The sequence below is a fragment of the Microcoleus sp. S1D4 genome (assembly GCF_036700765.1).
Classification (GTDB): domain Bacteria; phylum Cyanobacteriota; class Cyanobacteriia; order Cyanobacteriales; family Microcoleaceae; genus Microcoleus.
In genome coordinates this window covers 319,198-341,276 of record NZ_JAUBPP010000002.1, presented here as the reverse complement: position 1 = coordinate 341,276, position 22,079 = coordinate 319,198, and the positions used below count along the sequence as shown (strand labels likewise).

Genomic DNA, 22,079 nt, shown 5'->3' with positions numbered 1-22,079 from the left:
TATTTAAACTTTTAGCTAAATTTCCATCCTTTACACCGGAATTTCAATCCAAAATTCCGCTCCCTGTCCGGGTCGAGAGATACACTGCAAACTTCCCCTATGTTTTTCTACCACAATCTGATGGCTGATGGACAACCCCAAGCCTGTGCCAGACCCGACCGCTTTGGTCGTAAAAAACGGGTCAAACAGCCGCTTGCGAACCTCTTCGGTCATTCCCGGGCCGCTGTCGGCGATGCAAATGACAAGGCGATCGCACTCACTCAGCTTGCTTTGATTGTGGCTTGTCAATCCGGCTTTTTTCATTTCTGTGCGAATCACGATCGTCCGGGGTTGCGGTTGGTTTTCTAGAGCCTCGATCGCATTGCCGATAATATTTAGAAATACCTGGTTCAACTGCACCGCACAACAGTCAATCTTTGAGATTTTTCCGTAATCTTTAATAATTTCAATCCGGCTTTTGGGATTTTCTTGATGCAATTTATGCTGCAAAATTAATATTGTGCTATCAATGCCTTCATGAATGTCTACCAACTTCATTTCTGATTCATCCAGTCGCGAAAAATTTCTGAGCGACAACACAATTTTACTAATTCTTTCTATCCCTACTCTCATGGAATGTAACATTTTTGGCAAATCTTCCTTGAGAAAATTTAAGTCTAACTCCTTAAGCTTTTCAACAATTTGAGGATCTGGGTACGGGTAGGATTCCTGGTAGAGATTCAAGATTTCTATTAAATCGTTAAAATAGTTCTGGGTGTGAGAAATATTGCCGTGAATAAAAGTTGCAGGATTGTTTATTTCGTGGGCAATCCCGGCCATCATTTGACCGAGACTCGACATTTTTTCAGATTGAACTAATTGGATTTGAGCGTATTGGAGTTGTTCGTAGGCTTCTTGCAATTGAGTTGCTTGTTTTCTCAATTGAGATTCGGAAGCTTGGAGTGCTGCTGCAGAAATTTTGCGGTTGGTAATATTTTCAATCATCCCTAATTTGTAAAGAGGTTTTCCTTCGCCATCTCGAATCAGAGTAGATGTCACGTTTACCCAAACAATTTTACCTGTCGCCGCAATCTGGCGGATTTCGATTTGATAGCTGGCAATTTCTCCCCGATACAGAGCAGCAGCCACTTGGATTTTTTGGGCTCTATCTTCGGGATGTCCAATTTCTATAAATGTTTTACCTAACAATTCGGCAGCGGAAGAACCCAGCATTTGGCAGAAATTTTTATTAACTCGCACTAATTGGTTATTCTCTAAATTGGCTAAGTATATCCCTATGGGTGCATCTTCAAAAATTTTGCGAAATAGTTCCTCGCTACCCCGGACTTGAGCTTGCAGGGAAAGCCTGTCGGTGATGTCTTCAAAGGTAGACAAAATCCCGACTACATTGTCGTAATTGTCGTGTAAAGGTATTTTATTTGTATCCACCCAGCCCTGGGTGCCGTCGGCTTGCAGTTGCGGCTGGATAATGTGATATTCTGGGGTGTTGGTTGCCATGATGCGTTGGTCGCAGGATCGAACAAATTCTGTTTCTTCTGGCTTCCAAGGCATATCGTAGTCGGTGAGACCGACGATTTCACTGGGATGATTGAAACCTGCGATTTTGGCAAAGTTTTTGTTACCTCCCAAGTAAACTGAATCTCGATTTTTCCAGGTGATTAACTGAGGGATGTTGTCTATCACCAACCACAGCATTTTTTGCGAGGCGTGCAAGGCTTCTGTGCGCTGTAGGACGCGCTTTTCTAGTTCTTGATTGGCTTGTTGTAAAGCGATTTTTGACTCGCCTAGGGCGATTTCTGCTAGCTTGCGATCGCTAATATCGATGGTTACTCCCTCCCAAAGCAGATCGCCGCCCGGTTGCAGTTCGGGGCGGGCAATGGCGCGAATCCATTTTAATTTTCCTGACTTGGTGACGATCCGCCCTTCATATGTCCAAGGTTGTAAATTGTCCCCGGAAATAGCTAGGGATTCTAACAAAGGTTTTATGTCGTCTGGATGCACCAACGACCACATAAAAGTTGAGTTTTTTTTCAGTTTTTCCGGTTCTAATTCGTAGAGTTCCCAACAGCCGGAACTGACATAAGTGAATTGATTAGAACCGTCGGCACGCAACAAGTATTGATAAATCATTCCGGGCACGTTGGCGGCCATTTTTTGAAATCTGGCTTCGCTGTGCCACAGTGCTGATTCTGTTTGTTTGCTATCGCTAATGTCGATCAACAACCCATCCCAAATAATGTCACCTTTTTTGCCGATTTCTGGTCGGGAAGCCCCGCTAATCCACTTGATGCGATCGCCCGGAAAAACTAATCTGCCTTCCCAGCGCCAAGGTTCTAATGTTTTAGCTGAGACAGCCAGAGATTCGTGGAAGCTTGGCGCGTCGTCTGGATGAAGCATTTCGATTGCGCTAATAGCAGAATTTTGGAGCACCTCTGGTTCTAATTCGTAGAGTTCGCGGCAGCCGGAACTGAGGTAGGGAAATGACACAGTTCCGTCTGCTGCTAGCTTAAATTGATAAATCATGCCGGGAACGTTGGCGGCTAATTTTTGAAATCTCGCTTCGCTGACTCTGAGTGCTGTTTCTGCTTCTACGCGATCGGTAATATCGTAAAATGCCGATAAAATTGCCGCTTCACCGTTAAAATTAATCGATCGCATCGACATTTTTACCCAAAACAAACTGCCGTTTGCTTTTTTGAGGCAGATTTGTTGACCGTCGCTAAACCCCTTTTCTTTGACTAATTCTAGCAATTTATGGCGATCGTTCGCGTCGGCATAAAAATCGCTCTTTTTGCTGCCGATAAACTTTTCGGAGTTCAAACCAAAAGTTTCGCCTAGGGCGGGATTTGCGTACAATATTGTGCTGTCTGACTGACAGGTTATTAGGATAGGAACGGGAGTTGCAGTGGCGATCGCCCGCAATCTTTCCTCGCTTTCTTGCAGGGCTGTTTCGGCTATAATTCTTTTGGTAATATCATTTTGAACTCCGATAAAATGAGTTAATTTCCCCTCGCCATCTAGAACGGGGGAAACGGTTAATTCGTTCCAAAAAGGAGTTTTGTCTTTGCGGTAATTTTTGAGAACAACCTTAATTTCTGTTCCCGATCGCACACTGCTGCGGAGTTTGTCTAATTCGGCGCGATCGGTATCGGCACCTTGCAAAAATCTGCAGTTGCGTCCAATAACTTCTTCGGTACTGTAACCCGTCAGTTTCTCAAAAGCCTGATTGCAGTAAATAATAGGTGTATCAGGGCTGTTAGCATCTGCAATCAGGATGCTGTTGCTCGACGCGGCGATCGCCCGTTCTAGGAGAGACAGGTGGAAAGAGTCTGTTATCATGAGTGGTAATACCCAAACTCCGAAGGAGTGGACAGAACTATAAAAAAGTTTAAAGAGATTGAAGTATTCTTATTTTATAGTCTTATTTTTAGTTTAACCTAACAAACTCAGCAGCCCCTAGAAGCCGACGGGGAAATGAAGCGCGGGCGAATGGAAGAGCGTGCACACAACAATACGGTTCAGTTAAGCCCGGAGATCCCCCCGAATTTTTGCCTCCTACTCGACCCCTACTGCCCTTAAGCAGGGCGATGTGATATCAATTCCGGTTGCACTCATACATGATGTTAACAGTCAACAGCGAATTTACTATTCCGATGAAGAGAGGATTTGATAGGAGGTGGATCTCCGGGAAATAATACCATTTAGAAAAAATGTTGCAACAATAAAATTGTTGGGCGGAGTGAAACGGAGGGTTGTTTCGTTCACCCAATGTATAAGGTGCGTCCCTATTAGATTGTCACTCTTTTTTAGAGATTGTCGATGTATCCACACCCTACATATACTGTTGCATCAATTTGGAAAATCGGTATAAATAGCGCTAACTGAACTTTATTTACCTATACAAAGCAAACGAAAATGCTGCCCGGTATTCTTTAATCTTCGATGCAAAAATCAAAAAACGAAAATGATATAACCATTCTAAACCGACAAGTTAATGCAAGAACCCTGAGCAGTTTTGCTTACTTCAATCCTGGCTTGAAAAACTTCTTTGAGCTGCGCCATGTGGGTGACGGTGAGGATACAGGCGAAATCAGGAGCGATCGCATTAATTGCAGCAATCAGCCGATCGCACCCTTCCGCATCTTGAGTCCCAAATCCCTCATCAATAATCAACATTTGCAAAGCCGTACCCGCCCGCTGAGACAACAATCTCGCCAGCGCCAGCCGAATCGCAAAATTAATCCGAAAAGCTTCACCGCCAGAGTAAGTTTCATAGGGGCGAGTACCGCGAGCATCAGCAATTAAAATGTCTAAAGTATCAATCAACTTAGTTGCTTTTTTAGAAGCAGCCGCCCGCTGAGTAATAAATTGAACGTGCAACTGATTCGCGCTCAATCTCGACAAAATATGATTAGTTTCCGCTTCTAGTTGAGGCAAAACATTTTCAATCATTAAAGCTTGAATGCCGTTTTTGCCAAAAGCTTGACCCAACTCTTGATAAACTCGATATTGGCGCTTGGTAACTTGCATTTGCTCTTTTTGAGCTACTAGCTGAACTTGCAGAGATTCCAAATTTTGCTGTTGCTGCTGGAGTCTTCCGAGACTTCCCAAATGTTGGTCTAACTGCTGACGGCGGCGGCTTATTTGCTGTTCTACAGCGCTGATGCGAACAGTTGGATCGGGATGTTCTTGTAACTGCTGGTTCATCGCGGAAGTTTGAGCACTGACAGCTTGCAAATCTCGATCGCGCACGGCGATGGAATTAGCAATTTCATTAATCCGCCGCTGCACTTGCGGGTACTGCACAGTTGCCGATCGCAATTTTTCGGCCCTAGCGATCCAAAATTGCGTCCGGCGCATTTCGCTGCGGACGTGTTCGTGCTGTTCCAAATTATAGCCAACTTCCGCAATGTATCTATCTAAAGACAGAATTTGCTGCTGAATTTCCGAGCTATTTTTTTGCTGTTCTAACTGTTGTTGTACGGCGGCTAATTGAGTTTGCAAATCCGGGCGGCGGGTATTAATTTTATCCAGTTTTTGCTGAGCATCTTTGATTTGAGCTTGCTTAATTTCCGCCCACCGCAAGCGCTTTTCATCGCTGCGGGCGAGGGAGTGACTGCGATCGCTATAATTGAGCTGTTGCAGTTGCTGTTCCACTTGCTGTAGTTCGCCCAAATCATCGGCTGCATACTCGCCGGTACTCAGCAACCGCTCGATTTCCTCCGCATCTTGACGCATACTTTGCAGCCTGTTTTCGTCTTGATCCAGGCCGTCTAATTGTGCTTGCAAATGGCTGCGGCGTTCCCGCAATTCTTGATAGGGCGCTAATTCCTGTTCTAGTTCGCGGTATTCATGTCTGAGGACTTGAATTTCGCGATCGGAAACGGCCAACTGTTCGCGCACAACCCACAGTTGGTTCCAAATTTCTTGCTGTTGGGAGTGGTGTTTTGCGACTACCAAATTCCAGTAGTGTTCGTCTAAAGGTCGATCGCACAAAGGACAATTGCCAAAATTTGCATCCCGCACCATCAAACGCGAATTCGATTGCTCGTTTTCCTCAAAATTCGTGACTGTAGCTTCGCCTGCGCTGGTTTCTCCTTCATTTTTCCGCAGCAGTTGCAGTTTTTGGTCGATTTCGGCGAGTCTGGTTTGATAGTCGCGGCTTTTGGCTTGCAGGTTTTCCAGAAAACTGTGCCTTTCCTGGCCTTTTTCGCGGACTCGTTCTTGATAAACTCGCTTGTTTTCCAACTGCAAAATTTGATTGGCGATGGCGGAGATTTCTTGCTGCAATTGCGGCTGTCGCTGCTGCTGCTGAACTTGCACCTGTCGGTTGATTTCCTCTAAGCGGGCTGTTAAACCGGCGCGGGCGCGATCGAGCTTTTGTTGCTTTTGCTGCTGCTGTTGTAGCAGCGGCGAAACTTGCAATTGCAGTTGGTCGAGTTCGCTGAGGCGCGATCGAACTGCTTGCAACTGTGCGAGTCCTTTGTCAACCTCCGGCTGCTGTTTGAGAACACCTAGAACCTCTTTTTCATCCTGTTCTAAAACATCTAACTGAGCTTGTAACTGCTGAATTTTGTTTTGCAAAAAGCTCAGTTCGTCGCGCTGCTGTTCTTGTAATTGCTGGCGCTGATTTTGGGCTTGTTGGTTAACCTTAAATTTTCCAGCTTGAGCTTCTTCTGTGGCTTGTAAATCATGGAAATAGGCGATTCCCGCTGTTATTTGATTTTCCTGTCCGAGTAGGGCTTGCAGCTCATTTCCCTGCTGTTTGGCCGCAGCGAGTTCTTGCTGCAGGCGGCGGCATTCTTGAGAAATATTGTAGTGCTGTTGCTGGTGGCCGGCGAGGAGTTTTTGCCAAGTTTGGCGGTTGTGGTGCTGGAGTTGCAGTTGCTGCAATTCTGCAGTGTCGGCTTGCTGCTGCTGCTGAAGCAAATCGGTTGCTTGCTGCAATTGAATTTGTTCGTCGCAGATTGCCTCTTTTTGTTGCAGTTGCTCTTGTACGGTTTGCAAACTGTGTTTGAGGACTTCGACTTTGGCTTTAAATTCTCTGGCTTTTTCCTTGGCTTGTTCGGCTAAAGTGTCGTATCGATCGAGTTTGAGGAGGTTGGCTAAAACTTGCTTGCGGTCGATCGGCTTTTTGAGCATAAACTCATCAGCACGCCCCTGCCGCAAATACGCCGAGTTAATAAAAGTATCGTAATCTAATTTGATATGTTCGAGAATTTTCTGCTGAGTATTTCTGAGCCCCTTGTCGGTGAGGGTGCGAAAACAGAGTTCCTCCTGAGTTTCAGCAGCATTCAAGCTAACTTGAAATTCTAAACTTCCCGATTGTCCGCGCCTGCGGTTGCGAATCACCCGGTAGATTTGGCCGCCGGTGGAAAAAGTGAAATCAACGCGCACGTCAGTTTCGCCGATATGAATGATATCGTCTTCTGTATCGCTGCGACAACAGCCCCAAAGCGACCAGGCGATCGCCTCTAGCAGAGAGGATTTGCCAGCACCGTTAGGCCCGCAAATGCAAGCGGTGTGCAGGCCGCGAAAGTCTAAAGCAGCTTCGCGATAACTGAGAAAATTTTTGAGTGTAAGTTGTATAGGAATCATTTAGGCCGTCGCGCCGTACAATCTATCTATAATTAACACTATTTGTGCGCTGTTGGCTAGTTATTCAATCCAGATCCAAAACAATTGTCAGTGCTTCTGCAACTTCTTCGATAATTGTCTCCGAAACAGTTCCGAGTTGTCGGACAAACCTTTGTTGGGAAACGGAACGGACTTGATAACAGTCAGCGGCTGAGACTTTAATTAAGCCATTTTCGCTGCTGGGTTCTAGTCGAACCATCCAATTTCTCTGTGCGTATCGCTCTTTCCAGTCAGTGATAGGGACAATAACTTCCAGCAATAAAATTCCTACCGTCTCATCGCTGACAATTACTACCGGACGGGTTTTGCCTATTTCAGCGCCCACAGTAGGATCGAGTGCAACCAGCCAAATTTCGCCTTTACGCATTGGTTTTTACCCCTGCCTTAAGGTATTCTTCTTCGGACTCAAAATATGGTTCGCTCTCAGGCGACCACAAATCATGTAAAGCACCTCCCGGCATATAATCTGGGACTGCTGCTTCTGCGGCGGCTCTGAGTTTCAGCTTTCTCTCGGCTTTGCGCTGGGCTTTTTGTTCTATGTCGTCGCGCATCATCCGCGAGGCTGTTTCGATGATTTCTAGACGTTCTTCTGCTGTCAGATTTTTGAGTGCTGCTAAGATTTCTGTTTTGGTCATGATTTTTTCGGGTGGTTGGTGAAAAAGTGCGATCGATCCAAGCATCATTATATCTTTCACAAAAATCCCTCTGGGCGATCGCAGTTAATTTTGCACCTCATCCTCCGAATTTCCGCGTTTGGCGAATTGCTTTTTCTTGTACGGGCGATCGACCTTACGGATAGTTGTTAGGATTTTCAACTATCAAACCCTCACTTGTTGCTGCTGCATTTAACTCCCCATCAGCAGATACAAAAGTCATCGCAGGCAAATTGTTAGCTGTGCAGAGGTTATTTATGCTACAGCCTGTTGCTAGCTGCACAGCATCATAGCCTCGCACTCCGTAGGTTTCAGCTAATGCCATTGCAGAGTTAATAATACTTTCGGTGAATTCTACAACTTAATACTCAGATTGCAGGTCACTCCTGAACTGATTGCACGCTGCTGTAGCATCTGTCGCATTGATACTTCGGCCGCGCGACCTTCTGGTAATTGCAGCAACAATTTCCACACTGGTAATACCAGCAATCAAGATATCGTTGTTCAGTGCAGGATCGAACAAATTAAAAACCCATCCCGAACCTATTTCACTAATGTAGCGTTTGACCAGCGCGCTGCTATCTACAAAATAAATTGTCATCTAGCGGCGTTCCTCAATAATTGTCTCAGAAACAGGCTGCCCCTGTACCGGAATTAGTCGCCTTTGTGTTTGCTGAGTCCAAGAAGAATGCTTGATTTTTTTGACTAAACCAGAAGTTAACAGCGCTTGGTGAAATCTTGTGCGTTGAGCAGCTTGTTCTTTCTGAGCCAGAGAGTTCCCAATAGCGCGCTCTAGTTGCTGCAGTTCTAGCACTTCCAGGGTGTCAAGCTGATTGAGGATTTTGTTGAAGATTCCCTGCGACATAGGATTCTATTTTTTAGTAAGGCTAGTTTATCTATTATACAACTAAGTGTTCTCCAAATTGCCATGTTATCCGAATAGCCGTGTTCTCGATTGCTGTTGATTTTCCACCATCAAAAAAGGGCTGACTGTATTCCTACAGTCAACCCCGCGCTTATTTACTTATCGTGCGTTTGCTCAAATAGCAAAACTATCTAGCAATATTCGGGAAGGTATAGCCGACACCGACTAACAATCCCACATCAGTTCCGTCGAGAAAACCCACATTCAGTGCCGCTGTGGCTGTAAAATTCCTTGACAGCGGTACATCTACACCCCCTGTAAGCAGGAAGCCAAAATTACCGTTATCGCCCGTAGAAACGGCTATGCCAGCACCTGCATAAGGAGCAGCAGTAATCACAAAATCATCGCTGACTTCGACAGCTTCTTTCGATACAAAATCGTAGGTAACGGGGACGAGAACAGTTAAGTTATCGCGGAACAAAACACTCGGTCTCACCGAGAAATTGTTAGTCAAACCTATTTTGCTAATAATCGCAAATGAAGTGTCGCCTAGGGCTGAATCTCCGCCAAAACCTATATTACCGCCAATGCCGATGTAGCTCGGCCCAGAACGGGTAGCTCTGCCCGGTCTAATGGTGGGGACTTGAGCTACTTTTTGAGTTGTTTCGGAGACTGCTGCCGGTTTTTCGGCAAGTTTCGGTTGGTTTGTCAGGGTTTTGGCGGAAGTGCTGACAGGATTGCTTAACACTTCTCGTGCTGTTTTGACTTCTTTTTCTTCCTTTGCTGCTGTCAGTTCCAAGTTGGGGCGATCGAGCTTTTCGCCCATCTCCACCTTGGGCTGCACTTTGACGCTATTATCCGCAATTTTAGGTGTTTCTTCGGAGTTTTGTTTCTCGGCAGCAATGGGCGCGTACTCCATTTTTGCTGTTTCTGTCCCAGCAATTTCTGATGTTGTTGCTACAGATTCCGACTGTGCAGCCACAGATGCTGGCAAATTGGCGGCTGGTGCGGAGGCTGCTGTCTCTGCCGGTGTTGTTAGTTCGCTCCAACTGATAGAATCAATTTTTGTATTAGTAGCGATGGTTTCTGCATCGGGTTTAACCGCTGAAGTTGCCACAGGCTCAGAAATTTGGTCAATATTTTGAGCCGTCGCATTTGCTGCTGTACCGACATCGGGCAAGTTTCCAGTTTCAGCTTTTGCTGGCATGATACCGCAACAAACTGCTAAAACTGCAAGATTTATTAGCGCAAAAGTAGACTTGGAAAATAGACTATTCATAGACACTCCTCAAGGAACGGTGTATTAAAAGTGTAAGTGTTGGAGGGCTCCTGTTGAGAGCTTTACTAAAAAATGACACAAATAGCACTTGTCTTGTTCCTAGATTGGCACTCAACCGTTGAACAGTCAACTCTCTAGCTGATTAGATTCAAGAACGGACTGCGGATTGAGATGCTACTTTTAATTTAGAGAGCGAACTGATAAAAATCACTCCAAGGGGGGATTTCACCCCCGCGCTGTGTTGACTTGATGGGTCGATCGCGCGATCGGAGTATTCTACAATTCTGTACTTGGGGCGCACCGACTCGCAGCAACGATCGAAAAATTGGGTTTTTTAGGGCGCACAGACTCAAAACCGAGAGACAGCACGCTTCCAAAATTGTTTTGGGAATCCGGCGGGGCTACAGCAAGGGCTCTTCGCAGCGGGCGATCAACTGCACAGTCTCCGAAAAATGATGTATGATATCACTGATCCAAAAAAGAGTGGTAGATCGAGAGTGTAAAAAATATTAAATATTATAATAATCGTGTAAAATAAAGTGTTTAATTAGTAGAGTTTAGCCTTCGCTTTCGCTCAGGGTATGACCATCTAAAAGCAGTACGCAATTAAACAACTAAAAAATAGAAAGTATTCGATTTCAACCTGACTTTATGAACAAAGTTCTAGTCATATTAGGCGAAATGAGCGATCGCGACATCGATTGGATGATCGCCAACGGTATCCGCACCACAATCCCTAGCGGCATCACCCTCATCACCGAAGGTAAGCCCTTAGAGGCGATGTACATAGTTCTGCATGGAAATTTGAGCGTTAGTGCATTATCTTTGGGCGGCAAAGAAATTGGAACAATCACCTGCGGGGAAGTGTTGGGCGAAATGTCTTTTGTAGACGGGAGGCTTCCTTCTGCTAGCGTCACGTCAATTGATGAGTGCTTCATCCTGTCAATTCCCAGGCGGCTGCTAACAGAAAAATTGGAACAAGATGTAATGTTTGCGCTGAGGTTTTATCGGGCGATTACCAGATTTCTGTCATCAAGACTGCGGGGTACAGTCCAACGTTTCGGCGAAGAGACTGATTCTTTAACATATGAAGACCCCGACGATCGCAAACGGGCGATCGCGCCACACGTCGAAAATCTAGATTTGGCTCAATCGAGATTTGAATGGCTCTTGCAGCGTTTGAAGGCGAGTTGAGGGAAGTAGTCAGTAGTCAGTAGTTAACAGTTAACTGTTAACTGTTGACTGTTGACAGTGAATTCACTATTCCGATAAAGAGAGGATTTGATATCACCATTACCGATTAGAAAACATATTTTTCAGCGACGCGCCAGTAGCGGGAAAAACGCTTCAAATCAATGTAGCCATCGTAGCGGACAAAGGCTTCTGGCGGCAAAACTTCCACAGGAAGCGAACTCCTAATTTCCTGACAAATATCCTGAAACCGAGGACTGGGACTTTCTGTTGTGACTACTTGATTCGCCCCGGATTCTTGAGCAAAAGCGATAACTTCCGCAGCCACATTGCCGCGCCGAATAACTACCGGCAACTCCAGCAAACATTCGTAAATAAACACCATTCGTTTGAGACTCAACTGCCATTCATCGATGAGCGCGTCGTCCCAAACCCAAATTGCCGGTGCGTCTGGGTGTGTTTGAAAAGCGGGGCCTTGGGGACTCAAACAGTCGCCGTGCAGCCAAATAATCGGATTGCTCATAAATTGGTAATCTGTAATTGGTAATTGGTAATTGGTAATTGAGAATTTAAAAATGTTGAATTGTTTTCTGGTGCTACTGCTGCTTCTTCTCTCTTGCTTCTGGCTTATTTCTTCTGATTTATTGAGGCTAATGACTAACGATCGGGTTAGAGAGGGCTGGTTTTGTCCTTTTTTTAGCCATTTGTCTCATAAATCCTTAGCTAAACCCGCCCTACAAAATGCTGGTGACTAATGATTAATGACTTAATTTTTCTTTCCCTTTTGCGGGCGTTGCCAACTTCTCGAACCGCCCGTGCGATCGACCTTTTCGCCATGAGGAAACAACTTGCTTTCTAAATATTCATAAGTTCCCTCAAAATCGCACTGCCCGTAAAAAGGACAATCGCCACAATAAACCCCCTTACTGTAACGCTCCAAATTTTCCCGATTAAAAAAATAAGGTTTGTGACTGAAAGTGCTCGCTACCCACTGCCAAGACAGATTGTTGCTCGCCGGATCTCCATCTAGCAAGTGCTGCAAAAACCAGCGAGCTCCGGCTTGCCAGCGCACGCGCCGCCAGTGTACGAGATAAGCGGCAGTCCACATCCGCTGGTGATTGTGCAAGTAACCAGTTTCTCGCAACTGACGACTGAAACTGTCGATGCAAACGTTACCAGTCGTGCCCTCGACTACATCCAGCGGCAGAGTTTCGCTGTAATCTTTAGCAGTGTAACCAGTTTTGTAGGGTTCCCGGTCTTGCCAAATCCCTTTGCCCAATTCGGCATACAGTCGCTGCCAATAATCCCGCCAACCCAATTCGTTGACAAGTTTGACGGCATCTTCTTGATGCCGCACTTTCGAGAGTACGACATCTCGCACTTCGGCAAGGCTCAAAACGCCGTAGCGCAAATAGGGCGACAACCGCGTTACCGCGCCGTTGAGGAAATTGCGGGTGGAGGCGTATTTGCCGGGATCAATTTGTTGCAGCGCTGTCTCGGCTGCTTTGCGCCCGCCTGGGGTTGCGGGTACGTTACTATCCTGGGCGGCGGCTTCGGGAAACTGTTGGCTGACGTAGGCTATTAATTCGTCGCGGCTGGCAAATTCCCGCTTCATGTCCTGACTCATTGTTTTTTCTCAAGCGCCTGTTAGTTAATATTAAAGCTATTTGCTGGGGTCACAAGCTGCCCGATCGCCCGCTTGTTGCCCTTGACTCCCGATAACGTACAGTGCGCCTAGCAGGAATCGATCCTCGGCGGCCCAAAATTAGCATCAAAGTCACTAAACTTAGGGTTAGATATCATAGCAAAATCTTATGGACACTTTTGGGGCGGACGCTCAATCGATCGCCAATTCAGCTAACCCACAGCAGCAATCTACCAAACAACTGGACAACAGCCAAGTTCAAGAGTTCGATCGAGCCATGATGCGCCGCTGCATAGAATTGGCTCGCCGTGCTCTCGGCAAAACCGCACCCAACCCCCTTGTCGGTTCTGTAATTGTCCGAGACGGCAAGATTGTCGGCGAAGGGTTTCATCCCGGTGCCGGTCAACCTCACGCCGAAGTTTTTGCGCTCCGAGAAGCGGGGGAACTCGCCGAAGGAGCGACCGTCTACGTGAACCTGGAACCCTGCAACCACTACGGCCGGACTCCCCCCTGTTCCCAAGCTTTAGTTAAGGCCAAGGTGGCAAAAGTAGTGGCTGGCATGGTCGATCCGAATCCTTTGGTAGCTGGAAGTGGGCTAGCCCGGTTGCGAGAGGCTGGCATTGAAGTGGTGGCGGGAGTGGAAGGGGAAGCTTGCCAGAAACTCAACGAGGCGTTTGTGCACCGGATTTTGCACCGCCGGCCTTTTGGAATTTTGAAATATGCAATGACTTTGGACGGTAAAATTGCTACCAGTAGCGGCCACAGCGCTTGGGTGACAGGCGAGGAGGCTCGGAGCGAGGTACACCGGGTGCGCGTCGGCTGCGATGCTGTGATTGTTGGGGGAAATACGGTGCGTCTGGACAATCCCCTACTGACGAGTCACAAGCCTGATAGGAATAATCCTCTGCGGGTGGTGATGAGCCGCACTCTGGATTTGCCGAAGTCTGCTTGGTTGTGGGAAACCTCTGTGGCGGCTACTTTGGTGCTGACTGAGCCTGGGGTTAACCCGGAATTTCAGGAATTTTTGATTGCCAAAGGGGTGGAAGTTGTGGAGCTCTCGCCTCTGACACCGACTAATGTTATGGCTTATTTGTACGATCGATCTTTTCTTTCTGTACTCTGGGAGTGCGGTGGCACTTTGGCGGCTCAGGCAATTACTGAGGGTGCAGTTCAAAAAATTATGGCTTTTATTGCTCCTAAAATTGTCGGTGGCCAAGGAGCTCCAACTCCTGTGGGAGATTTGGGCTTTTCGGCAATGACTGAGGCTTTGACTTTAGAGCGGGTTTCTTGGCGCGCGGTGGGTGCAGATTGTGTGGTAGAAGGCTATTTAAAAATTAAAGATTGAAAGTTAAAAGCGAGTCTTTTGAGTTTTTGATTTTTAACTTTTAACTCCTTTTATGGTGGAAATTCTGATTTGGAGTTTGATGATTGGCAGTCTCGGCTTGGAGACTGCGCTTGTGGGTCTTTTGGTGAGCCACGAGCAATGGGATGCGGGGCAAAAATGCGATGAGGAGGAGGAAGTTTTGACTAGGTACGAATCTCAAGAGGATAATTTTAATGCGCCTGAAAATGCGCCTGCCAAGGGCAATCCTAAATCCGATCACAATTCTGATGATTTGGCGGTTTGGGAGTACAAGATTGTGCGGGCTAGCAACGATTTGTTCCGCAATCCTGCGATTTTTCACAAGCTATGCCGGGAAGAGGCGGAAGTTGGCTGGATTTTGCTCGAAAAGCTAGACGACAGGCGGGTGCGGTTCAAACGTCCGATCGCGCTGCGGGACGCGCCGAGGCCTAATTTACCAACCTTTGACCCTTACCGCACTCATTACGGCCCGATCTCGAATACGATGAGTTGGGCGGTGACGATCGTGTTTCTGAGTGCGATCGTCCTTCCTGCTATTTTGGGCTATGCTTTGGTGTCTACTACTCTCACCAGAAGTCGCTCTAATTGGCCTCCGACACCTGTTCAATCTTTGCCCTCTCCCAGGGGGTAAGAAACTAATAAGTGAAACCTGGGCAAATTGTCGATCGCCCTTTTGGCAGTCTGTTTTATAGCAAGTCTAAATCATTTGGGAACCAGATGTTTTTTTACGAACCGCGAAGGCGCAAAGACCGCGAAGGAAGAGAGGAGAAGAGAGGAGAAGTCTAGGTTTGTTTGACTGATTTAGGCTTGCTATATAGGTTATTTTGATTTTATAATTGGGGCGGTATTACTGAAGGAGCGGCTAGCAATCTCAAGTCATAATTTGTATCGCCTTGAAATTGAGAAACACGCACAAAATAAGTCCCCGCAGGCAAAGCGCCATTACTCACAATCTGTTCCGAAGCCGTGCCTAAATTATTAGACGAAGCAATAAGATCGTCTAATCCAAGTGCGCCGTTGCCGTTGATATCTTGAATTAATTCAACATCAACATCTGCGCTCAAGCCGTCAACAGTTACGCTGAAAAGGCTCGGAGTATTGAGGATGAAACTGTAAATGTCGGCTGGTTCATCATCTCCCACAAAATCGCTGGCAGTTTGAATTTCTGTGAGAATGCCCAGGCTTTTTGCTGCGTTCAAATTGTCTGAGGGATCGGGGAGAGTGCTCAACAGTCCTTCTTGTAGACCGAATTGAATGTAATGGTCGATCGCACTTTTAACTGCGCCGCTGGTGACTGCTCCTGCTACCAGCGGATATTTTTCTAGATAAAAGCTGGGATCGAAGAAAGCGCTCGGTTTGCGGTTTTCAAGTTGACCGACTTTAAAGTAGTGTTCAAAGGCGGTAAATTGATTTGTCTGGACTGCTGTCTGAACGTCTGGGTTGCTTGCTAGATAGAAACCAACATCGAACAAAGGGTTAGGGTTGCGTCGTTCAAATTGACCGAATTTGATAAAGTGATCTGCCCCAGAAAAGCCGTTGAGTTTGGCTGATGCTGCTACGTCTGTATTGGTGTCTAAATAATAGCTGGCATCGAACAGGGCGTTGGGATCGCGATTTTCAAATTTGCCAATTTTTCGGTAGTGATCGAAGGGACTCGATACCGTGCCTCTGGCAACTGCTACGGCGACATCTGGGTTGTTTTCGAGATAAAATTTGCTGTCGAACAGTGTTCTGAGGGTTAGCATTATTAAAAAAATCTCTCTGGACTTTAGTCTGGAAATTGCACGATCGAGAATCCAGTTTACATCAAAGTTTTGTTTTGTGAGGATGTCTTAACTATGGCTAAGTCTGCACTGATGGCTATGCTGCGCCGCGCTGCTAGTATTGCCCAGAAATCAAGGGAAACGGGCATTCCGGCTGATGAACTGCTGGGGATGCTGACAGATCGCATTCCTAATTCTGCCATATCTCGTCGCCAGTTGCTGCACGGGGGTTTAGCTGCTGCGGGGGCTGCCGCTGCTGCGACTTTTACCAGGGAGGGAGGGGGAGCTTTTGCTCAACAGGGCGGACGATCGCCGATTTTGGTTGTGGGTGCAGGGATTGCGGGTTTGACGGCGGCTTATCGCTTGCGCCAAGCGGGCGTGCGCGCCGATATAATCGAGGCAACGAACCGCGTGGGGGGGCGGATACGCACTATTCCCAAGGTGGCTGGAACGCTTATTCCGGCGGAGTTGGGGGGAGAATATATTGACACCGGTCATACTAATTTAATCTCGCTGGCGACGGAATTGGGTTTGCAGGCGATCGACTTAGCCCAAGTGCAGAGTGGATTGGTGAAGGATACTTTTTTCTTTCAAGGGCGACGATTTCCTCTTGAGCAAATAATCGCGGATTTTGCGCCGCTAGCGAGTAAAATTAATGGAGATTTGGGCGCTATCGGAGATAACATTAGCTATCTCGATTTTACGGAAGCAGCAGAAAGATTGGACAATCTTTCGATCGCTGAATATGTAGACCAAGCTGAGACTAGCACGATTGTCCGGCAGCTACTCCGCATTGCTTACACGACTGAATACGGTCGAGATCCTGAAGAACAGTCGGCGTTAAATCTGCTGTTTTTAATCGGTTCTGAAGCTGGCAGTTTTGAATTGTACGGCAACAGCGATGAGCGTTATCAAATTGACGGCGGCAACAGTCAAATTATCAACCGTTTGGCGGGTCAATTGTCTGGTTCGATCGAGGCGGGGACAGTTTTGGAAGCGATTACTCTTTTGCCGGATGGTCGCTATCGGGTAAATTTGCGATCGGGACTAAGCGCGTTCGATCGCACTTACGAGCGAGTTTTGTTAACTTTGCCGTTCAGCACTCTGCGAGACGTTAAAATTAACGTACCTTTGCCCCAACCGAAGCTTAGGGCGATCGAGCAGTTGGGTTACGGTACTAATTCTAAGTTAATTACTGGCTACCGCAGCCGAATTTGGCGAGAACTTTATCGCTCGACTGCTTCTGTTTATAGTGATTTAGGATTCCAGAGTACCCGGGAAGCTACGCCTTTCGCTCCTACTCCTAACGGTTTAGTTACTAATTTGACAGGAGGAAAGCAGGGTTTGTCGATCGGTGCCGGAACTCCAGAAGACCAAGCACAAAGATTTTTGAACCAATTTGAAAGAGTTTTTCCCGGAGTGAGAAATTTGCGATCGGGCAAAGCTGTGCGTGCTTATTGGCCGGGAGAACGCTTTTCTAAAGGTTCTTATTCCTGCTATTTAGTCGGACAGTGGACGCAAATGTACGGCGTTGAAGGCGAACGAGTTGGGAACTTATTTTTTGCCGGGGAACACACTTCCCTGGAAAATCAAGGTTACATGGAAGGTGGTTGCGAAACTGGACAAAGGGCGGCTGTTGAAATTTTGCAAGATTTGGGTTTGATAGCTCCTGCTGATGCTTTGAATGCTCGAACTGCTAGCAGTTTGAACAGTCGCCGTCCCAGCCGGAAAGTTCCCGGAGCGCAGAATCTTAGGAATAGAAAGCCGAGTATTAGATAATATGGAGTAATTGCGGACACGGCATTGCCGTGTCCCTACAGATAGGGCGTACAACTTATCAAATAATCTCGTCCGGGTTAATTCCCCGATCGCGCAAATATTCAGCCAGTCGTTCGGCCCGTTCACGTTCGCGATCGGCCCGCTGGCGTTCTACTGCTAACTGTTCTACACCCCATAAAAGCAGATTTCCTGCTTCATCCCACCAGCGCAACCAATAGCCTGAACGCTGTTCTTTCTCCCCTCGCCACGTTCCTAAATACAAACCAATATCTGCCACCCAGTGGCGACCTTCCGCATCGGGAAATTCTAATTCGTATTTGCCATTTTGCAAGCGATACACTTCCAGCAAGCCAGTTTCTGGGTCAAAAATGATGTAAGTTGGTACTTGCAGAATTTGTTCGTAAAAAAACCATTTTCCCGGAGGAAAAGTACGTTTGACAGAATATTCCCCACCGTCTGTTTCCGACAAGAATTCCATGACAATAGTCGGGATTTCTCCTTCCAAGTTTGGGGTATAACTTTTGCGGTCTCTTCTCGATTCTGCAGGCAGTACCGACGGTACATAAACCCAATCAGGTGCTTTGATTACTAACTCGCCGTTGACAGTAGCGCAAATGCCAAAGTTGCTGGCTATCAGCATTTGTGGCCCGATAAATCCTCTCAGTTCTAAGATTTCTCGCAGTGCTCCAGCAATTAGCGGTTGACCTGTATTCTCCACAGGTTTTTCTTCTAATTGGAAGTCGTCTGGCAACTTCTCCCAAGTGACGGTCAGTTCTACCGTTTTTTGTTTTGGGTTATCTTGAGTCGCGACCATGACTTTACTTTTTAAAGTTTGATGTCTTATCATAGCACAATGCAACGGGAGCGCGACGCACCCTAAATAGTGGTTGTAAGGTGCGCATTGCGCACCCTACATATAGATATGCTAGCGTAAATCATATGTGGATTATATTGTAAAATTAATTTCAGAAAAAGCCGAAGAAATATGAAACTTTTACATTTAACAGTAGCTTTATCAAGTTTGCTAATCTCGCCGATATCGGCTCGCCCTTTGCTTACAGACTCTACAAATACAATGGCTCAAAACGCACCAGTTGACGAGCCGTTTTGCTACATGAAAACCCCCGACGGCAAAACAGTAGACTTGGGCAAATTGTGCGAGAAACAGCCAGCATCGGGAACTGCCCAAACTTGCATTCCCGGTTCCAACATCGCTGCAAAAGTGTCAATTGCGGCGGCTAATTATGACGGCAACTTTTTCAGCGGTCAAGTGCTCAATCAAGGATGCAAAATAATCAAGAATATCAAAGTCAATTATGAAGTTTTGGACGAGTTAGGGAATTTAATTGACAACGGATTTATCTTCGCTCAACCAGTTACTCTTGCACCCGGACAGTCAGCCGCCTTTCGGGGCGAAGTTGTCGCGGGGGCTCAGGTACTAGCGACTCATGCAGACGCTCAAGAATGATTTTAGATTTTAGATTTTAGATTGAAGAATTGGACAATTAACCCACAGATTAATCCGGGGGCTTTGTATCCCGGATGCTTTTGGTGAAGAATGATTGTTGAGATTTGTCCGATCGCTGTTATCATATTCTGGCTCCAATATCTCTATGACTTACGCAATGAGTGACGCAGAGATCCCCCTAAATCCCCCTTAAGAAGGGGGACTTTGAATAATAATCTTGTCCCCCCCTTATTAAGGGGGGTTAGGGGGGATCGAAGTTTGAATATTCTTGCAGAGATCCCCAAAAACAGAATTTGCGAGGGCAAAATATCTTGAAAACTCGATCGACATACTGGCAAATCTTACCCTACCTCCGTCCCCAAAAACAAACCATCGGTAAAGCATTAGGTTGTACCGTAGTATTTACCATATTTTGGCCGATTATAGCGTGGCTGGTTGGCGAAACAGCCAAATTTATAGGTAAAGGAGATTTACAAGGGTTCGCTCAAATTGCTGCACTCAGCGCCATTATATTTCTAATTCGCGGTACAGCCCAGTACGGTCAAGATACGCTGATGGCAAAAGCTGCTTTGACTATTGCTTTAGAAATTCGCAAAAAAGTCTACTCCCACCTGCAAAAACTCAATATCGGCTACTTTGAAACTGCCAAAACCGGAGACTTATCCTACCGCCTTACCGAAGATATTGACCGCATTGGCGAAGTCGTAAATAAATTTTTTCATCAATTTATCCCTTGTGTTTTGCAGCTAATTGCGGTTTTGGGATATATGATTTATCTCAACTGGCAATTAACTTTAGGTGCATTAATTATTGCACCGCTGATGGCTATTTTAATTGGTTGGTTTGGGGAGAAACTGCTAAGTTACTCGCGGCAAAGTCAAAATCGTATCTCTGATTTATCAGCTTTGCTGACAGAAGTATTCAGCGGCATTCGTTTAATCAAAGCATTTGTGGCTGAAGACTACGAAATTGCCCGCTTTGCAGAAGAAGCAGAACAAAACCGCCGCGCTAAGTATTTGTCAGAAAGAGTAAAAGCACTTCAGTTCGTTGTAGTTGGCTTTCTGGAAGCGATGAGCGTAATTTTGCTCTTTTTCTTGGGAGGTTGGCAAATTTCTCAAGGAAATCTCACAGGTACTCAATTTATCAGTTATATCGCAGGGGTGGCACTTTTAATTGACCCGATCGCTATTACCACTGCTAATTACGGCGATTTCAAGCAGGGAGAGGCTTCTAGCGATCGCATTTTTGAATTATTAGCAATTCAACCAACAGTAGTCGAAAAGCCGGGGGCGATCGAACTTCCCCATGTTACAGGCAAAGTCGAATATCGCAACATTAATTTTGCCTATAACTCAGAGACACCGATTTTACAAAATATGAGTTTGTTGGTGCTTCCCGGAGAAATGATTGCTCTCGTGGGCGCATCGGGTGCGGGTAAAACTACTTTAGTAAACTTGTTACCCAGATTTTACGATCCGCAAGCGGGACAGATTTTAATTGACGGTATTGATATTCAAGATGTCACCTTAAATACTCTGCGGCGGCAAATCGGCATTGTACCGCAAGAAACTATTCTTTTTTCGGGTACGATCGCTCAAAATATCGCTTTCGGTCAATCTTATTATGAACTGAAAGATGTTCAAAAAGCTGCGGAGATTGCCAACGCTCATCAATTTATTAGTCAGTTTCCTGACGGCTATCAAACTTGGGTAGGAGAAAGGGGTGTAAATTTATCTGGGGGACAAAAACAAAGAATTGCGATCGCCCGTGCAGTTTTGCTCGATCCGAGAATATTGATTTTGGATGAGGCTACATCGGCGCTGGATTCGGAATCCGAAGGTTTAGTGCAAGAAGCGCTGGAAAGATTGATGCGCGATCGCACTGTGTTTATTATCGCGCACCGCTTGGCTACTGTGCGGAGAGCCGATCGTATTTTAGTTTTGGAAAAAGGCAGAATTGTCGAATCTGGGACGCACGAGGAGTTGCTGGAAAAGGGCGATCGCTACGCAGGCTACTACGCTCAACAGTTTAGTCAGTAGGCTACGTTAGAAACCGGGTTTTTGGCCGTTTCTGCTGGCCTCAACGAAGTATTCTCGTAAAAAACCCGGTTTCTGACCACCCGTGTGTAAGTCCTATCAGAAATCGTATTTTGTCATCTGCCTTCCCCGAAGTCAACCTGACGGTTGAACAGGTTTTCAGATATATCCAAAGAGAAGAATAGCATTATTTTGGGAATGCGATCGCCTATGATTATGATGCCAAAACATCACTCAGGATGACAACAGATAGATTGGGAACATTACGAAATCCATTGTCATTGGTGAGAAACAGCGTACAACCTTCACTGATGGCTGTTGCAGCATGAATAGCATCAGGGGTTTTGAGATTGGTATTAGCTCTTAAATTAGCTGCTGTTCTCAGTACAGATTGAGTGATGGGAACTAGCTGTATATCTGAGGATAATAAAAGTTGTTCGTAGTCACTGACTAAGATAGTGTTAGCATTTTTCAGAGGGAAAACTAAGGTTTCCAGTAACGTCAATTCACTGGTCATAAGTTCAATCTCACCTGTTTGAAACTTCAGCCACAAGGGTTGGAGAAGCGAATAGTAATTCGGGTGAGCTTCAACGGTGTAAATAATGACTTGTGTATCCAAGTAAATTGTAGCAGAGGATGGTAGGTTTAGTTGTCCCATGAGTTTCTTTCTTCTTCTAGTTCCCGGTCAATTTCTTCAACAGTTCTAGAGACATGACGGCTGCGGATTTCTGTAAGCAATTCCAACACCTTACGCCGCCCGCCTTGCGGCTTTTCTGGTATGATCACAAAAACTTCAACCTCTTCGCCCACCGATCCAGGTGGCACTTGAATTTCAAGTTTATTTCCTGCAAGAACTTTGGTTGTAATCCGTATTGCTGACTGCATAGTTCCTCGTTTGCG

At 46.2% G+C, this 22,079-nt stretch carries 21 protein-coding genes; 7 read left to right on the top strand and 14 right to left on the bottom strand.

The genetic code is table 11. The features are described from left to right. Nucleotides 1-30: 30 nt before the first annotated feature. The 4 genes from QT998_RS03770 to QT998_RS03755 form a co-directional block, all read right to left on the bottom strand. Nucleotides 31-3,339 carry a PAS domain-containing sensor histidine kinase gene (locus QT998_RS03770; RefSeq protein WP_333114200.1) on the bottom strand — a complete coding sequence of 1,103 codons (3,309 nt, stop codon included), beginning with the start codon at nucleotides 3,337-3,339 and terminating at the stop codon, nucleotides 31-33. A 639-nt stretch (nucleotides 3,340-3,978) separates the two neighbouring features. Continuing rightward, the gene (locus QT998_RS03765; protein ID WP_333114197.1) at nucleotides 3,979-7,098 is read right to left on the bottom strand and encodes an AAA family ATPase; all 3,120 of its coding nucleotides are present in this window, start codon (nucleotides 7,096-7,098) and stop codon (nucleotides 3,979-3,981) included. Between the two features lie 64 nt (nucleotides 7,099-7,162). Beyond that, nucleotides 7,163-7,504 (bottom strand): type II toxin-antitoxin system PemK/MazF family toxin, encoded by a 342-nt coding sequence (locus tag QT998_RS03760; RefSeq protein ID WP_333093090.1) that lies wholly within the window; start codon nucleotides 7,502-7,504, stop codon nucleotides 7,163-7,165. Beyond that, nucleotides 7,497-7,772 carry a hypothetical protein gene (locus QT998_RS03755; protein WP_333093089.1) on the bottom strand — a complete coding sequence of 92 codons (276 nt, stop codon included), beginning with the start codon at nucleotides 7,770-7,772 and terminating at the stop codon, nucleotides 7,497-7,499. Before QT998_RS03755 ends, QT998_RS03760 begins: the two co-directional genes overlap by 8 nt. An 11-nt stretch (nucleotides 7,773-7,783) precedes the next feature. On the opposite strand from QT998_RS03755, the gene QT998_RS03750 reads away from it, so the two are divergent. Next, entirely contained in the window at nucleotides 7,784-7,936 is a 153-nt protein-coding gene (locus tag QT998_RS03750) for a hypothetical protein (protein ID WP_333114194.1), read from the top strand. Here QT998_RS03750 and QT998_RS03745 read toward each other — a convergent pair. The 4 genes from QT998_RS03745 to QT998_RS03730 all read right to left on the bottom strand — a co-directional run bounded on the left by QT998_RS03745 (nucleotide 7,927) and on the right by QT998_RS03730 (nucleotide 9,862). Beyond that, nucleotides 7,927-8,115: a hypothetical protein gene (locus tag QT998_RS03745; RefSeq protein ID WP_333114192.1), complete on the bottom strand. Its 189-nt coding sequence runs from the start codon at nucleotides 8,113-8,115 to the stop codon at nucleotides 7,927-7,929. The genes QT998_RS03750 and QT998_RS03745 overlap by 10 nt on opposite strands. Nucleotides 8,116-8,151: 36 nt before the next feature. Then, the gene (locus QT998_RS03740; protein ID WP_333114189.1) at nucleotides 8,152-8,391 is read right to left on the bottom strand and encodes a type II toxin-antitoxin system VapC family toxin; all 240 of its coding nucleotides are present in this window, start codon (nucleotides 8,389-8,391) and stop codon (nucleotides 8,152-8,154) included. After that, nucleotides 8,392-8,655 carry a hypothetical protein gene (locus tag QT998_RS03735; RefSeq protein ID WP_333093085.1) on the bottom strand — a complete coding sequence of 88 codons (264 nt, stop codon included), beginning with the start codon at nucleotides 8,653-8,655 and terminating at the stop codon, nucleotides 8,392-8,394. It lies immediately after the preceding gene. A gap of 187 nt (nucleotides 8,656-8,842) precedes the next feature. After that, the gene (locus QT998_RS03730; RefSeq protein WP_333093084.1) at nucleotides 8,843-9,862 is read right to left on the bottom strand and encodes an outer membrane protein; all 1,020 of its coding nucleotides are present in this window, start codon (nucleotides 9,860-9,862) and stop codon (nucleotides 8,843-8,845) included. 723 nt (nucleotides 9,863-10,585) lie between these two features. Between QT998_RS03730 and QT998_RS03725 the strand changes: the two genes are divergently transcribed. Beyond that, nucleotides 10,586-11,128, top strand: coding sequence for a cyclic nucleotide-binding domain-containing protein (locus QT998_RS03725; protein WP_333093083.1), 543 nt, complete (start codon nucleotides 10,586-10,588; stop codon nucleotides 11,126-11,128). Nucleotides 11,129-11,234: 106 nt separating this feature from the next. On the opposite strand, the gene QT998_RS03720 is transcribed toward QT998_RS03725, so the two are convergent. Further along, the gene (locus QT998_RS03720; protein ID WP_333114185.1) at nucleotides 11,235-11,648 is read right to left on the bottom strand and encodes a hypothetical protein; all 414 of its coding nucleotides are present in this window, start codon (nucleotides 11,646-11,648) and stop codon (nucleotides 11,235-11,237) included. Nucleotides 11,649-11,891: 243 nt separating this feature from the next. Beyond that, nucleotides 11,892-12,752: an FAD-binding domain-containing protein gene (locus tag QT998_RS03715; protein WP_333114183.1), complete on the bottom strand. Its 861-nt coding sequence runs from the start codon at nucleotides 12,750-12,752 to the stop codon at nucleotides 11,892-11,894. A 187-nt stretch (nucleotides 12,753-12,939) separates the two neighbouring features. On the opposite strand from QT998_RS03715, the gene ribD reads away from it, so the two are divergent. Together ribD and QT998_RS03705 are read left to right on the top strand one after the other, a co-directional pair. Next, nucleotides 12,940-14,115, top strand: coding sequence for a bifunctional diaminohydroxyphosphoribosylaminopyrimidine deaminase/5-amino-6-(5-phosphoribosylamino)uracil reductase RibD (gene ribD / locus QT998_RS03710; protein ID WP_333114181.1), 1,176 nt, complete (start codon nucleotides 12,940-12,942; stop codon nucleotides 14,113-14,115). A 52-nt stretch (nucleotides 14,116-14,167) separates the two neighbouring features. Continuing rightward, complete coding sequence (locus QT998_RS03705; RefSeq protein ID WP_333093079.1) at nucleotides 14,168-14,764, top strand: hypothetical protein; 597 nt, start codon at nucleotides 14,168-14,170, stop codon at nucleotides 14,762-14,764. A 199-nt stretch (nucleotides 14,765-14,963) separates the two neighbouring features. On the opposite strand, the gene QT998_RS03700 is transcribed toward QT998_RS03705, so the two are convergent. Then, complete coding sequence (locus QT998_RS03700) at nucleotides 14,964-15,878, bottom strand: PPC domain-containing protein (RefSeq protein WP_333114177.1); 915 nt, start codon at nucleotides 15,876-15,878, stop codon at nucleotides 14,964-14,966. Between the two features lie 93 nt (nucleotides 15,879-15,971). On the opposite strand from QT998_RS03700, the gene QT998_RS03695 reads away from it, so the two are divergent. Continuing rightward, nucleotides 15,972-17,675 (top strand): flavin monoamine oxidase family protein, encoded by a 1,704-nt coding sequence (locus QT998_RS03695; RefSeq protein ID WP_333114176.1) that lies wholly within the window; start codon nucleotides 15,972-15,974, stop codon nucleotides 17,673-17,675. Between the two features lie 58 nt (nucleotides 17,676-17,733). Here QT998_RS03695 and QT998_RS03690 read toward each other — a convergent pair whose 3' ends face one another. Further along, nucleotides 17,734-18,489 (bottom strand): Uma2 family endonuclease, encoded by a 756-nt coding sequence (locus QT998_RS03690; protein ID WP_333114174.1) that lies wholly within the window; start codon nucleotides 18,487-18,489, stop codon nucleotides 17,734-17,736. A gap of 171 nt (nucleotides 18,490-18,660) precedes the next feature. Between QT998_RS03690 and QT998_RS03685 the strand changes: the two genes are divergently transcribed. Beyond that, nucleotides 18,661-19,143 carry an FxLYD domain-containing protein gene (locus QT998_RS03685; RefSeq protein WP_333114172.1) on the top strand — a complete coding sequence of 161 codons (483 nt, stop codon included), beginning with the start codon at nucleotides 18,661-18,663 and terminating at the stop codon, nucleotides 19,141-19,143. A gap of 311 nt (nucleotides 19,144-19,454) precedes the next feature. Continuing rightward, nucleotides 19,455-21,182, top strand: coding sequence for an ABC transporter ATP-binding protein (locus QT998_RS03680; RefSeq protein ID WP_333114168.1), 1,728 nt, complete (start codon nucleotides 19,455-19,457; stop codon nucleotides 21,180-21,182). 211 nt (nucleotides 21,183-21,393) lie between these two features. Here QT998_RS03680 and QT998_RS03675 read toward each other — a convergent pair whose 3' ends face one another. Together QT998_RS03675 and QT998_RS03670 are read right to left on the bottom strand one after the other, a co-directional pair. Then, a complete protein-coding gene (locus QT998_RS03675; protein ID WP_333093073.1) occupies nucleotides 21,394-21,837 on the bottom strand; it encodes a type II toxin-antitoxin system VapC family toxin in 444 nt (147 codons plus the stop codon). Further along, nucleotides 21,825-22,064: a hypothetical protein gene (locus QT998_RS03670; protein ID WP_332974168.1), complete on the bottom strand. Its 240-nt coding sequence runs from the start codon at nucleotides 22,062-22,064 to the stop codon at nucleotides 21,825-21,827. The genes QT998_RS03675 and QT998_RS03670 overlap by 13 nt, the downstream gene beginning before the upstream one ends. Nucleotides 22,065-22,079: the final 15 nt, after the last annotated feature.